Annotated in this window: 11 protein-coding genes and 1 pseudogene; all 12 read left to right on the forward strand. The window is 43.3% G+C overall.

Translation table 11 applies throughout. From position 1 onward, the window contains the following. Positions 1-827 (forward strand): capsule biosynthesis GfcC D2 domain-containing protein (locus AB4405_RS14995; protein ID WP_372061586.1); only part of this gene is annotated, 827 nt, incomplete at its 5' end. Further along, on the forward strand, positions 820-3033 hold the full coding sequence (locus AB4405_RS15000; protein WP_372061588.1) for a YjbH domain-containing protein: 2214 nt from the start codon (positions 820-822) through the stop codon (positions 3031-3033). The genes AB4405_RS14995 and AB4405_RS15000, both read left to right, overlap by 8 nt. Positions 3034-4120: 1087 nt before the next feature. Further along, positions 4121-5254: a polysaccharide export protein gene (locus tag AB4405_RS15005; RefSeq protein WP_372061589.1), complete on the forward strand. Its 1134-nt coding sequence runs from the start codon at positions 4121-4123 to the stop codon at positions 5252-5254. 50 nt (positions 5255-5304) lie between these two features. Then, complete coding sequence (locus tag AB4405_RS15010; protein WP_372061590.1) at positions 5305-5748, forward strand: low molecular weight phosphotyrosine protein phosphatase; 444 nt, start codon at positions 5305-5307, stop codon at positions 5746-5748. Between the two features lie 73 nt (positions 5749-5821). After that, positions 5822-7996, forward strand: a complete 2175-nt coding sequence (locus tag AB4405_RS15015) for a polysaccharide biosynthesis tyrosine autokinase (protein ID WP_372061591.1) — start codon at positions 5822-5824, stop codon at positions 7994-7996. Positions 7997-8098: 102 nt separating this feature from the next. After that, complete coding sequence (tviB, locus tag AB4405_RS15020) at positions 8099-9376, forward strand: Vi polysaccharide biosynthesis UDP-N-acetylglucosamine C-6 dehydrogenase TviB (RefSeq protein WP_372061592.1); 1278 nt, start codon at positions 8099-8101, stop codon at positions 9374-9376. 96 nt (positions 9377-9472) lie between these two features. Next, positions 9473-10495, forward strand: coding sequence for an NAD-dependent epimerase/dehydratase family protein (locus AB4405_RS15025; RefSeq protein WP_372061593.1), 1023 nt, complete (start codon positions 9473-9475; stop codon positions 10493-10495). 4 nt (positions 10496-10499) lie between these two features. After that, positions 10500-11621 (forward strand): dTDP-glucose 4,6-dehydratase, encoded by a 1122-nt coding sequence (gene rfbB, locus AB4405_RS15030; RefSeq protein ID WP_372061595.1) that lies wholly within the window; start codon positions 10500-10502, stop codon positions 11619-11621. Next, a complete protein-coding gene (gene rfbA, locus AB4405_RS15035; RefSeq protein WP_372061596.1) occupies positions 11621-12514 on the forward strand; it encodes a glucose-1-phosphate thymidylyltransferase RfbA in 894 nt (297 codons plus the stop codon). Before rfbB ends, rfbA begins: the two co-directional genes overlap by 1 nt. Then, positions 12514-13386: a dTDP-4-dehydrorhamnose reductase gene (gene rfbD, locus AB4405_RS15040; RefSeq protein WP_372061597.1), complete on the forward strand. Its 873-nt coding sequence runs from the start codon at positions 12514-12516 to the stop codon at positions 13384-13386. The genes rfbA and rfbD overlap by 1 nt, the downstream gene beginning before the upstream one ends. A 12-nt stretch (positions 13387-13398) precedes the next feature. Next, complete coding sequence (gene rfbC, locus AB4405_RS15045) at positions 13399-13950, forward strand: dTDP-4-dehydrorhamnose 3,5-epimerase (protein ID WP_372061599.1); 552 nt, start codon at positions 13399-13401, stop codon at positions 13948-13950. Between the two features lie 191 nt (positions 13951-14141). Continuing rightward, positions 14142-15265: pseudogene (locus AB4405_RS15050) on the forward strand (ISAs1 family transposase). Positions 15266-15267: the final 2 nt, after the last annotated feature.

A 15267-nucleotide genomic window follows, 5' to 3' on the forward strand; every position in this document is an offset into this window, starting at 1 on the left:
AGGACCACAGGACCACAGGACCATCCCTAAACCACCAAGGAAGCCCCATGCTCCAAGGATGTAAAAAACAACTAATAGCAATCTCACTATCCCTGTTTGCTTACTCTGCCATCGCGTCTGACTCTTCAACACAGTCAGAGCTGTCAGTATTGCTTCCCGAACAAGGCGTTCGTTTGGATTACGACCAACCAGCGCGTCTAGAAACCGTGCTGAAAGATGTTCAATTACAAGCAGCAAACCAGGGCGTAAATTTTGAGCCGTTACAAGCGCAATTGTTTGATCTTGAAAAGCAAGCCAAGGTAGAGGCACTCAAGCAAAATGTATTGTCACAACTCGCGATGCTTCAAGAAGAAGACCCAGAACAACAAGCGAATCTCGTTGCTGAGCAAATTAACGCTGCTGAATTTCGCTACCGTGAATTTACCTCGCTTGACTACGATGTTGTGCAGTCGCAGCTGAAAGAAAACCCGTTACTCAATGGGCAATATCAACTGAATATTGGGGTAAGAAACGACAACGTGAATTTTGTTGGGGCGATCAAGCATGTGGAGTCTCGCCCTCATCGAGCACAATGGTTTCTTGCCGACTACTTCCGAGTGCTAGGGGATGTTCGTCTTAATTCAGCCAGTGATAGTGAAGCCATAGTGATTCAGCCTGATGGTGAAGCACAAACTGCAGCTTACGGGCATTGGAATTTCACACCTCATTTTCTTGCGCCTGGCGCATTAGTCTTTATTCCTTTTGATTCAGTACCATCTGAATTGTCTACGCTCAATGACGACCTCACTCAGCTATACCGCCATAAGGTAACCCACAACAATGAATAAGATCACGGCTTCCTTACCGGCACTCGCAGTTCTTTCGTTATCAATCAGTGCGGTATTAAGCAGCTCAGTATCGGCAGACCCGTTTGAACCCGCCACACTGACACCTTCTCAGTCTGACTTTGGTGGCGTGGGTTTGATGCAAATGCCAACTGGGCGAATGGCACGCGAAGGCGAATTCAGCATTAATGGTAATTGGAACAACGATTATCATAAATATAATGTGAGCTTGCAGCTAATGCCTTGGCTTGAAACCACCATTCGCTACACCATCGTTCAAGGGATCCCGTACAGTAATGATCCAAGCTTTAGTGGAGATACAGATTGGGCTGATAAAGGTATCGACTTTAAGGTTCGACTTTGGCAAGAAACAGATTATTTACCTGAAACATCGGTCGGGTTCCGTGATTTTGGTGGCACCGGTTTGTTTGACGGCGAGTTTGTTGCTGCGACGAAACGATATGAAAATTTCGATTTTACGCTCGGAATGGGGTGGGGTTACCTAGGCACAAGAGACAATATACCCAACCCATTTTGTCAAGTGAGTGATGGTTTTTGTGAACGACCAACCGATGGAAAAAGCGGGGGGGGGCAAGCTAATTATGACCGCTGGTTCCGAGGGCCTGCCGCATTGTTTGGCGGGATCGAGTACCAAACCCCATGGCAACCACTACGTTTTAAACTAGAGTACGACAGTAACGATTACTCGCAAGACGCCCCTCATGTCCAAGGGCATAGTGATATGACACCTGCGACGCCATGGAATGTGGGCGTGTTGTATCGGTTAGGGAACTGGGGAGATGCCCGAGCGAGCTATGAGCGTGGCAACACATTAGCGCTTGGTGTCACCCTGCGTACCAACTTTAATGATATGAAAGCGGTCTGGTTAGATGAGCCGGAAGTACAACCAAGACCCAATGATGCCGTAACAAAATTACAAGACGTCGATTGGCCAACGTTAGCGAATCAGTTAGAAAGTAATGCCGGCTACAAAGACGCAACTATTGCGGTAGAAGGTGATAAAGCGATTATTTCCGCGAGCCAAAACAAATACCGTGATCGCGCTCAAGCGCAAGAGCGTGCAGCAGCGATCTTAAGCAGCACGCTGCCAGCTAATATCAAGACGTATGAAATTGTCGAAACGGCAGAAAATATACCGATGATGTCGACTACTATTGATGCGAAAACGTATCAAACCATCGCACTAAATCAAAGCATTGATGAAAATTTTGACGATGCCGCAACCGGGCGAGAAGAGATTAATTTAAGTGACAGCACAAACAAAAGAACGGTCTATGACGGTTTTAATGCTTTTGATTATTATATCTCCCCTACGTTGGCACAATCATTTGGTTCAGCAGAAAACTTCTACTTATTTGAAATCGGTGTGGATGTAGGGGCTGAATATTGGCTGACCCGTAATTTTAACGTGTCTGGTGGGATACATTTTAGTGTTGTTGATAACTACGACAGCTTCACGTACGAAGTGCCACCCGATGGCACCGACGTACCTAGAGTGCGAACCTTGTTTCGCTCATACGTGACAGACAACCCAGTTCGTATGAACAACCTACAATTAACTTGGTTAGATGAACTGGGCAATGGCTTTTACAGTCAAGCCTATGGTGGCTATTTAGAAAGCATGTTTGCCGGTGCGGGTGGCGAAGTCTTGTACCGACCGCTTAACCAAAACTGGGCCATAGGAGCCGATGTTAATTTAGTATCGCAACGTGACCCCGATAGTTGGTTTGGTGTATTTACTGAAGAGCAACAATACAGTGAACGCGACGGCCGATATTATAAAGTGCTACCTAAAGGAACAACCGGTTTCTTAACAGGCTACTACATGCCAGAATGGAATTTCATTGACAATACTTTGTTGAAGGTTGGAGTAGGTAAATTTCTCGCCGGTGATTTAGGTACGCGTGTCGACTTCTCCAAGCAGTTTGATAGTGGTGTGATTGCAGGGGCCTACGCCAGTTTCACGAATATGAGCACTGAAGATTTTGGCGAGGGCAGTTTCACGAAAGGAGTCTATGTCTCTATTCCTTTTGATATCATGACAGTCAAACCTAGCGCTAACCGTGCCAATATTTCATGGCAACCAATTACCCGAGACGGAGGCCAGATGCTAAGCCGTAAGTATCAGTTGTTTAATTTGACGGATGCGAGATCGCCTTGGTTGCAGAGGCCGAGTGAGGTTGAATAGAAAAAGCGGCTTTTAGGGAAGGGCAGTCTAGGTTCTTAGTTCCTGGTTGTATTTCCTGGTTGTATTTCCTGGTTGTATTTCCTAGTTGTAGTTGCTTTGATTGAGTCGAAAATTGTAAGCCATGTATGAGCTCTTGTCAGGGATACATGGCTTTTTCGAGATACCACGGATCCACAAAAAATAAATATCGGTGTGAAATATGTGTGGAAATCGTCTTTATCTGCTTACTTGGAGAGGCTAAACACGGGTATATTAAGGTGGAATAAAAAGGGACGGATTGAAGATAATAACAGTGTGATCTTAGTTCTATTTTGTGTCAAAATAACGCTTCTATTTTTGAGTGATTTATAAATAATAGAAGCGGTAAGGATAGACAACACATAAGAATGCAAAAGCATCGATGTAGAACAGTGACGTTCATATTAGATAGTAAGTGTTAATGAGCAACATGGCTTAAAATAAATAAAAATATTGCCTTAACACTACCTCCCTATGTCAGTAAAAAGTTCAACTATCCGTTTTATGCATAGCATGTAACTGGATGTTTCTACGTGTTCACATACAATCCCCTAAAAAAGCACCATGCGGTTATGTGCAAAACACCGAAGGGCGGTAGCGTTTTTTAAGACTGGCTCAAAGGTGTCATTAAGTGCATATAAAAACAAGATATACAACAAGTAACTTATTCATTGTAATAGATAGATGAGTGTGGATAATACAGCCCAAGAAATTGAACCTAGATCGCATGACTATTCGTGTAGTATCGATTTCAGGGCTTAGATACCTAAACACATGACACAACATCGTCATACTAGCTCATTATGCTAGTAGGGCACGCACTTCCTTGGAGGAAGTGACCAATGAGAACGGATGCATAATAGGGTTATATGCTTAACACCTTCGGGCGGTAGCGTCTTTCAACGCATGACGATCTGCTGCTCAAATTCGTAAGCAAATATCACGTAACCCTTGATAATAAAAGCCATCCCCAGAACAATAGACCCCAAAGGACAATATTTCCAGGAACAAAGAGCTTTTCCTCTACTCCAGGAACTAGGAACCCAATCCCAGGAACTAATAACACCTCATGAATAACGTTAAAAAACTCACCATTACGGCACTCTTTCCATTGTTGCTTGCCGGTTGTACGGTGCCTGGTGGAAACTTGTCATTGGATGATAAAAACGTACAACAAGCTGCCGACAAAGATACAAATATAGCAAACCTTGTTGATGTTTACCCTTTAACCCCTGCCCGTGTTGCGGAATTCAAAGTTCAAGAACCGACAAGTCGCCCTAATCCAGAGCTGGCCTTAGAAGTGGCTCGTTATGAATACAAAGTGGGGGTTGGTGATATTCTTAACATCACAGTCTGGGACCACCCTGAGCTAACCATTCCTGCCGGTTCTTATCGAAGTGCAAGTGAATCAGGTAACCGTGTTCACTCTGATGGTTCCATATTTTACCCATACATTGGTATTGTTCAGGTTGCCGACAAAACGGTGAGGGAAATTCGTCAAGATGTCGCTAAACGATTAGCAAGGTATATTGAAAGCCCTCAAGTAGATGTGAATGTTGCGGCATTCCGCTCTCAGCGAGTTTATGTGACGGGAGAGGTGGATACCGCCGATTACCAAGCGGTAACCAACATACCGATGACATTGTTGGATGCCGTAAATAAAGCCGGCGGAATTGAAACGGATGCTGATTGGCGTAACGTGACCTTAACTAGAAATGGTGTAGAAGAACGCCTTTCTCTTTACGCTTTAATGCAAAGAGGGGACCTAACTCAAAACCGTTTACTGCAAAATGGTGATATTGTTCATATTCCGCGAAATGACGCTCAAAAAGTGTTTGTGTTAGGCGAAGTGGCCAGTCCTCAAGTACTCAAAATTGATCGTGCAGGCATGAGCTTAACCGAAGCCTTATCTGAATCTGGCGGAATTAATGAAGCAACCGCCAATCCAACGGGTATTTTTGTTATCCGTTCTAATCGACAAATTGGTGAATCTGAAAAGGTTGCCGATATTTATCAGTTAGATATCTCTGATTCGAGTGCATTAGTGTTAGGAACAGAATTTAAATTAGAGTCTTACGACGTAGTATATGTAACCGCAGCGCCAGTTGCACGTTGGAACCGAGTGATACAGCAGATATTACCAACGGTCCAAGGGGTTAAATTGTTAAGTGATACTGGTCTATCAATCAGAAATTGGGATTAAGACGAGTCGTAATACAAAGCGAAGCAGAAGTAGAGTCATGAGTAAACGTTATGTTTGATAAAGTGTTGGTTGTGTGTGTGGGGAATATTTGTCGCTCTCCTATAGGGGAGCGTATGTTGGCGGAAATGTTACCGAATAAAAAAGTAGCGTCCGCGGGATTGGCCTCTGAAAAAAGTGGTTTGGTGGGTAAGCCAGCCGATGAAAAGGCGTCTGCTGTTGCTCTAGAGCATGGAGTCACTTTAGCTAATCACCAATCGCAACAGCTAACGAGCGAGTTGTGCATGGAATATGATTTGATTCTAGTGATGGAAAAAGGCCACCTTGAAGCGCTAACGAGCATCGCGCCAGAAGCTCGGGGTAAAACCATGCTATTTGGGCAATGGATTGGGCAAAAGGACATTCCAGACCCGTACCGGCAGAGCAAAGAGGCATTTGATTATGCCTTTGAATTAATAGATCTTGCAGCAAAAGAATGGCACAAAAAATTAGCGTAGCGCTCTCTTATGTAATGCCTTCTACCTAGCCCTCAACATCACCAAATTGCTTAGCAGTCCCTCAGGAAAAAACATGCAAACACATCAACAACAAGGTTCAACCCACCCAGATAACATTGATTTAGGGAAACTCGTCGGCATTTTACTCGATTCCAAATGGATAATTATAGGCTGTGTGTTCTTATTTACGTTGCTTGGTACGGCGTATGCGGTTCTATCGACGCCTATCTATCAAGCTGACGCACTGGTACAAATTGAGAAAAAAAGTGGTGGCATTTCTTCTATGATCGGAGAAGGGTTTGGGGATGCATTTTCTCAGGACTCGTCATCATCAACAGAAATTGCGATTATTCGTTCACGTCTTGTGTTGGGTGAAACCGTCGATAAGCTAAATTTAACCACAGTGGTGTCCCCCTCTCATACCGCTGTTATTGGGAAAGGGCTAGCACGACTTTCTGGGTACCAAGCGAACATACAAATTAACCGTATTGAAGTCGATCAGGATGGGGCGTTTAATACTAATGGTGCAATGACACTTGTGCTTACCGACCGGGAAGCTCAAGAGTATGATTTATATACGGGCGGTGATAACAAAAAGCTGATTCTGTCGGGCAAAGCGGGTGAAGTCGCAAATAATAATGGTGTTGAATTATTTGTTTCTGTGATCTCCGGAGAAGAAGGGCAAGAGTTTATCATTGGTCAAGTGGCTAGAATAGACGCCATTAATCGCTTAAAAGCCATGCTTCATGTGACAGAGGAAGGTCGCCAAACTGGAATACTGAAACTTTCTATGGAAGGGGAAGACAAAGCAGAGCTTGTACGTCTTTTAAATGATATTAGCCAAAATTACTTCCTGCAAAATGTGGCTCGCCAATCGGCAGAAGCTGAAAAAAGCCTAACATTTCTTCAAAATCAATTGCCTAGTATCAAAGCGAAACTTACTGAAACTGAAGATCTACTGAATAACTACAGACTTGAAAACGGTTCAGTTGATTTAACGCTAGAAGCCAGTACAACACTGCAAGGAATGATTGGCCTTGAAGCTCAGTTAAATGAATTAACATTTAAAGAAAGCGAGATTAGCCAGCGTTTTACCCCAGACCACCCAGCCTACTTATCATTACTTGATAAGCGAAAAACGCTTTTAAATGAGAGAGCGAGGCTTGAAAAGCAGATTCAAACGTTGCCTCAAACCCAAAGAGAAGTACTACGCTTAACCCGCGACGTAGAGGTGAATCAACAAATTTACCTCCAGTTGCTTAATAAAGCACAAGAGCTGCAAATTATTAAAGCAGGAACGGTAGGGAATGTAAGAATTCTCGATACGGCGCAGTCTTATACACATGCGGTCAAACCTAAGAAACAAGTTATTGTCGCGATAGCCATGCTGGCAGGCCTAATGTTGGCGATTGGCATTGTTCTTGTCCGTGCGCTGCTTCATAAAGGAATAGAAGCACCAGATGAGATAGAAGCCATTGGTCTTCCAGTTTATGCCAGCGTACCGCGTTCTGACTTGCAACTTAAACTAAGCGCGATGCTCACAAAAGGCTCACCTTCAACAAGTGTACAACTTTTGGCTGAGTCGAACCCCGCTGATTTGTCTATTGAAGCGCTGCGTGGTCTTCGAACCAGCCTTCATTTTGCCATGATGGAAGCAAAAAATAATATATTGATGATCTCGGGTCCTGCGCCAGGTATTGGTAAATCCTTTATTTCCACCAACTTTGCTGCTGTCGCAGCGAAAACAGGACAAAAAGTGCTGTTAGTGGATGCCGACATGCGTAAAGGGTATTTACAAAGCCAGTTTGGATTAAAGTGGGATGACGGGCTATCTGAGTTACTAAGTGGAAAGCTCACAACTGAGCAAGTCATTAAGGCTTCAAGTATTGAAAACCTAGATGTCATCACTCGAGGCCAGGTTCCACCCAACCCGTCTGAGTTATTAATGCACCCTCGCTTCAAAGAATTCATTGAGTGGAGTTCTGAAAACTATGATCTGGTTATCATTGATACACCACCAGTTCTTGCTGTCACGGACCCAAGTATTGTAGGTGCGTTTGCTGGCACAACACTCATGGTTACCCGCTTTGGGCAAAATACCATTAAAGAGATAGAAGTGGCGCGCGGTCGCTTCCAACAGGCAGGAATAGAAGTCAAAGGGGTAATTTTCAATGCTATAGAAAGAAAAGCCTCAACCTCATATGGATACGGTTATTATAATTATTCATATTCAAGCGATTCTAAATAATGCCCCCATTGCTCTCTTTTATTTTATAAAAATAATAATGCCTTGATGGTTAATAACCTCAAGGTATTCCAATTTCAGTTTGAAAAATCTAGGTTAATAATAATGAAACTATCGTTAGAAGATGCCCGAGTTGGCATTATTGGGTTAGGGTATGTCGGCTTACCGCTAGCAGTCGAATTTGGCAAAAACATTCCCACTATTGGTTTTGATATAAACCAAGGCAGAGTAGCGGAACTTGATAATGGGGTGGATGCGACGTTAGAGTGCTCTTCAGAAGAGCTGAAGCAAGCGACACACTTAACGTATAGTGCGGAAGTGAATGATCTTATTCACTGTAATGTATACATTGTCACCGTGCCAACGCCCATTGACCAACATAAACAGCCGGATCTTACCCCACTGATTAAAGCGTCCGAAATGCTGGGTACTATTGTCCGTCCAGACGATGTGATTATCTATGAATCAACGGTTTACCCTGGCGCGACCGAAGAAGCGTGTTTACCAGTGGTAGAGCGTGTTTCTGGCTTAACGTTTAATAAAGACTTTTTTGCTGGTTACTCACCAGAGCGTATTAACCCGGGCGATAAAGAGCACCGAGTAACCAACATTTTAAAAGTCACTAGTGGCTCTAATGATGAAGTGGCGGAGTTTGTTGACCAACTTTATAAAACCATTATCACAGCGGGTACCCACAAAGCTTCTAGCATTAAAGTGGCAGAAGCGGCCAAAGTTATTGAAAACACGCAACGTGACGTAAACATTGCCCTAATTAACGAGTTATCGATTATTTTTGGCAAGTTGGGCATTGATACATTAGAAGTATTAGAAGCGGCCGGCACCAAATGGAACTTCCTCCCGTTCCGCCCAGGCCTAGTAGGCGGCCATTGTATTGGCGTGGATCCTTACTACCTAACTCATAAAGCGCAAACGGTAGGTTACCACCCAGAGATGATTCTGGCCGGTCGTCGTCTAAACGATAACATGGGCAAACACGTGGTATCTGAACTGGTTAAAAAGATGCTAAAACAGCGTATCCACGTTGAAGGGGCAAATGTACTAGTCATGGGCTTAACGTTTAAAGAAAACTGCCCTGATCTGCGCAATACCAAAGTGGTGGATATTGTTTCTGAGTTAAAGGAATACAACATTAATGTTGATGTTGTAGATCCGTGGTGCTCAAACGAAGAAGCGCAACATGAATACGGATTATCGTTAACACAGCCGAAACCAAACCACTACGATGCCATCATCATGGCAGTAGGTCATAATGAGTTTAAGGAAATGGGCGCAGCAGAAATACGCGCACTAGGTAAAGAATCTCACGTACTTTACGATCTTAAATACGTACTGGAAAAATCAGACGTAGATATGCGCTTATAGTCCAAATCTCTCGAGCAATACCAATCAATAGCGTCAAAATATCAAAAACATTTGATGCTATCTCTTCTTTATCTGCATAAAATATCTGAGTTCAGCATGTCTAAATATCAAAAAATTAAAACAGAGTTACTGGGGTCTCCTAAAACGTGGCTTGTTACAGGCGTCGCTGGTTTTATCGGTTCAAACCTTCTTGAAACATTATTAAAGTTAAATCAAAAAGTAATTGGCTTAGATAATTTTGCTACCGGGCATCAGCGCAACCTAGATGAAGTACAAGGCTTAGTAGAAGATTCACTATGGGGTAACTTCACTTTTATCGAAGGTGACATCAGAAACTATGAAGATTGCCAAGAAGCCGTAAAAGGCGTGGATTACGTATTGCATCAAGCTGCATTAGGCAGCGTACCACGTTCTATCGCTGATCCAATTACTACCAATGCTGCCAATATCACGGGCTTTCTTAATATGCTCACTGCTGCCAAAGAAGAGCAAGTAACAAGCTTTACCTATGCGGCGAGCAGCTCGACTTATGGCGACCACCCAGCGCTGCCCAAGGTTGAAGAAAATATCGGTAATCCACTATCTCCTTATGCAGTAACCAAGTACGTGAATGAGCTTTATGCGAATGTGTTTGCTCGTACCTATGGGTTTAAAACTATCGGTTTGCGCTACTTTAACGTATTTGGTCCTCGCCAAGATCCAAACGGTGCTTATGCAGCGGTGATTCCGAAGTGGACAGCATCAATGATTCAAGGTGAAGAGGTGTTCATTAATGGTGATGGCGAAACCAGCCGAGATTTTTGCTTTATCGATAATACGATTCAAATGAACATTCTGGCCGCTACGGCAAATGATGATGTGAAAGATGAAGTCTATAACGTGGCGTTGGGTGACAGAACAACCCTAAACGAGCTTTACGCTTCAATTCAAAATGCACTTAATGGATTAGGGCTTAGTCTGGAGACTACACCAACATACCGTGATTTTCGCGCAGGTGATGTGAGGCACTCACAAGCAAATATTACCAAAGCAAAAGAAAAGTTAGGCTACGCTCCAGAATTTAGAATTGCCGGTGGTATTAACAAAGCAATGCCTTGGTATAAAGGATTTATAGGTTAATCTTATGAAAATACTCGTTACAGGCGGTGCAGGCTTTATTGGTTCTGCAGTAGTTCGCCATATTATTGAAAACACCACTGACTCAGTAATCAATGTGGACTGCCTAACCTATGCAGGCAACTTAGAGTCACTTACTTCAATTGATTCAAATGAACGTTATGCATTTGAGCAAGTAAACATTTGTAACCGTGCAGAACTTGACCGAGTACTTGCACAGCATAAACCAGATGTAGTTATGCACCTAGCTGCTGAGTCTCATGTTGACCGATCTATTACTGGCCCAGCAGCATTTATCGAAACCAACATTGTTGGCACCTATACGTTATTAGAAGCAACTCGTGAATACTGGAATACCCTTGATGCTGATGCTGATGCTGATGCTGATGCTGATGCTAAAGCAGCGTTCCGTTTCCATCACATCTCAACAGACGAAGTATATGGTGATTTAACGCACCCAGATGAAGCGCCTGAAGGTGCGACTTTGCCAATGTTCATCGAAACAACGCCATATTCGCCATCAAGCCCATATTCTTCATCTAAAGCATCGAGCGACCATTTAGTTCGCGCATGGCTTCGTACTTACGGCTTACCAACTATCGTCACTAACTGTTCAAACAACTACGGCCCGTATCACTTCCCAGAGAAGTTAATTCCATTAGTAATTCTAAATGCATTGGATGGTAAAGAGTTGCCAATTTATGGCAAAGGTGACCAAATCCGTGATTGGTTATATGTAGAAGATCATGCACGTGCATTATACAAAGTAGTGACCGAAGGTAAGGTAGGCGAAACCTACAATATTGGCGGTCATAACGAAAAACAAAACCTAGAAGTGGTGCAAACCATTTGTTCGATTCTAGATACATTAGTGCCGAAAGATACCGCGTACTCAGAGCAAATCACTTATGTGCAAGACAGGCCTGGACATGACAGGCGCTATGCGATTGATTCTAGCAAGATGCAACGAGAGTTAAATTGGACGCCAGAAGAGACCTTTGAAACCGGGTTAAAGAAAACCGTTCAATGGTACCTGGACAACAGCGAGTGGTGTCAACATGTACAAGATGGCAGTTATCAACGTGAACGTTTAGGTGTAGAGTCAACAGAAGCTAAGGAAAGCAAATAATGAAAGGGATTGTTTTAGCGGGTGGCTCAGGCACGCGTCTTTATCCGCTTACTCGTGGTACATCAAAACAGATGCTACCAATCTACGACAAGCCAATGATTTTTTACCCAATCTCTACGCTCATGTTGGCGGGTATTCGTGATATTTTAATTATTACAACACCAGAAGATCAAGCTGGCTTTAAGAGATTGCTGGGTGATGGGGCAGACTACGGTGTTAACTTTGAGTACAAAGTACAGCCAAGCCCAGATGGTTTAGCACAAGCCTTTATCATTGGTGAAGAGTTCATTGGTGATGATTCAGTGTGTTTAGTGCTCGGCGACAACATTTATTATGGACAGTCGTTTAGTGAACAGCTTAAACGTGCAGGTGAGTTAACTAAGCAGGGGCTTGCCACCGTGTTTGGCTATCAAGTCAAAGATCCTGAACGCTTTGGAGTGGTGGAATTTGATGAAAACATGAAGGCCATTTCGATTGAAGAAAAGCCTGAAAAGCCTAAATCAAACTATGCGGTAACGGGACTCTATTTTTACGATAATCGTGTTGTCGAAATGGCCAAGCAAGTCAAGCCTTCTCACCGTGGTGAGCTTGAAATCACAACACTTAATGAGATGTACCTAAAAGATGGCTCTTTAAATGTAGAGTTGTTAGGTCGTGGCTTCGCATGGCTTGATACAGGAACTCACGAAAGTTTGCATGAGGCTTCATCATTTGTTCAAACCATTGAAAATGTTCAAGGGTTGAAAGTTGCTTGCCTTGAAGAAATTGCATGGCGTAACCATTGGTTAAGTGATGAAGTATTGCTAGAGATCGCAAAGCCAATGATGAAAAACGAGTATGGCCAATATTTGACTCGATTGGTTAGTGAGAAAAGTAACAAGGCAGTGTCGTGATGAAAGTATTGATAACCGGAAGCCAGGGTCAGGTAGGGCAATGCTTGGTGAATCAATTGTCTGAGCGTAAGGATGTTGAGGTAGTAGCTTATGATCGCGACCAACTTGATATTACGAATGAACAACAGGTACAAACCACACTGACAGAACTTAAGCCCGATGTCATTATCAATGCCGCGGCCCATACCGCGGTTGATAAAGCGGAAACAGACATCGAGATGAGTTATGCCATCAACCGCGATGGTCCACTCTACTTAGCGAAAGGGGCGCAATCATTAGATACATTGCTTCTGCATATTTCAACCGACTATGTTTTTGATGGTGAGAGGCTAGAGCCTTATGTGGAAACCGACACTCCAAACCCAAAAGGTGTTTATGGCCAAAGCAAGCTTGCTGGTGAAGAGGCGGTGGGTGAGCATTGTTCTCGTTATGCGATTTTACGTACAGCCTGGGTCTTTGGAGAGCACGGTAATAACTTTGTAAAAACCATGCTTCGTCTTGGGAAAGAACGTCCCGAGCTCGGAGTTATTGGTGACCAGTTTGGCGGGCCAACCTATGCGGGTGACATTGCCAACGCGCTAGTGATGATGATGGACCAGTATAGCGGTAAAGACCAATCTGGCGTTTATCATTTTTCCGGGCAGCCGCATGTAAGTTGGTATCAATTTTCCAAAGCCATTTTTGAGGCCGCTGAGAAAAACGGTGTGCTAGACAAACAACCACAGCTCAACGAGATTACTGCTGACCAATATCCACTGCCAGCTCCTAGGCCAACAAATTCGCGTTTGAACTGTTTCAAAATACTGAGTGTATTTGACATAAAACCAAGTGATTGGTTGTCGGCATTAGAAAATATTAAAGCGTACAGCTAGGAACCAAGAATCATGAAAGTTATTGAAACAATTATCCCTGATGTGAAAATTATCGAACCACAAGTGTTCGGTGATGAGCGTGGTTTTTTTATGGAAACTTGGAATCAAACGCAATTCGAAGAGCTGGTAACGGGTAGACTGGCGCAGTTTGTACAAGACAACCACTCAAAGTCCAAAAAAGGCATTCTACGTGGCTTACATTATCAAACCGAAAATACTCAAGGGAAGTTAGTACGAGTGGTATCAGGTGAGGTATTTGATGTTGCGGTAGATATCCGCAGAGACTCCCCAACGTTTGGGCAATGGGTTGGTGTATACCTATCGGCAGAGAATAAACGCCAGCTTTGGGTACCAGAAGGCTTTGCACATGGATTCTATGTAACAAGTGTTGAGGCTGAGTTTGTATATAAGTGTACAGATTATTACACACCGTCTGCGGAGCATTCTATCGCTTGGAATGATCCTGAACTTCAGATTGAGTGGCCGATAGATCCTTTGATTCCACTATCCTTATCTCAAAAAGATTGTGATGCGAAACCTTTTTCTGAACATGAATTTCTATAAGAGGCTTGCGATTGTGATGCAAGGGAAAATTACGAATATTCCCATGTTTAAGGGTTCGTGGCGTATTGAGTTCTCAATTTTTGAACCTCACTAGCACGCGTTATCGTATAACAATCAATTGTCCGATGATCGATTTGTAGATCATTTTCAGTGTTTTCTAATACCTCCATAGACAAATTGGAGGTCCAACGATGAGTAACCAGCACCCATTTATGCATTTCGATGTCATTCCAGATTACCGACAACAAGGCAAAGTCGAGCACAAGTTAACTGATATCATTCTGTTAACAATTTGTGCTGTGCTTTCGGGTCAAGATGACTGGAAAGCGATTAGCTTATACGGAGAGGCTCGGTTAGATTTCTTGAAGCGATTTGGTGATTTTAGCCATGGTGTACCTTCAACATCGACGGTAGCCAGAGCGATGGGAATGATTAATGCGACTCGACTGCAAAAATGCTTTATCGAGTGGATGAAAGATTGCTGTGAGCTAACTAAAGGTGAAGTCATTGCTACTGATGGTAAGACTGTCAGAGGCTCTTATGATGACTCTCGCAGCCTTGGTGCTATTCACATGGTGAACGCCTTTGCGACAGAAAATGGGGTTAGTCTCGGACAGCATAAAGTTTACGAAAAAAGCAACGAGATCACCGCTATCCAAGAGTTGCTCCAACTTCTTGATATGTCAGGTAGTTTGGTCACTATTGATGCCATGGGTGTCAGAAGAAGATTGCTCAAAAAATACTAAACAAAAACGCAGATTACTTATTGGCGGTGAAAGGAAATCAAGGTCGTTTGGAGCAAGCGTTCGATAATTATTTCGATATGAGCATGCTACAAAAACACGATGGTGATTCTTATAGCACGCAAGAAAAATCACGCGGCAGACAAGAAACCAGGTTGGCATTAACCAACACAGGCTTAAGCGTTTTAGGTGATTTAGCGTTTGATTGGCCAGAGTTAAAAACAATGGGTATCGTTGTTTCTGTGAGACAAGAAGAGGCCGTGGCGAAAGAGTCAGAAATCACGGTGAGATACTACATTAGCTCGAAGAATTTAAATGCTAATAAATTGTTAAATGCAACGCGTTCACATTGGTTGGTTGAGTCGATGCATTGGTCGCTTGATACCGCATTTTGTGAGGACAATTCACGTATTAGAGCGGACGATTGGGCAGAGGCTTTTGCAAGGATCAGGCAGATGTGTTTGAACCTATTAAAGAGCGAAACCACCTTTAAAGGTGGTATTAAACGCAGGCGCATGAACTGCGCAATGGACGAAAACTACCTAAGTAAGGTTCTTGAAAGCCCTACGTGACG

Source organism: Vibrio sp. 10N.261.51.F12, from assembly GCF_041471725.1.
In the GTDB taxonomy this organism is placed as follows: Bacteria; Pseudomonadota; Gammaproteobacteria; order Enterobacterales; family Vibrionaceae; genus Vibrio.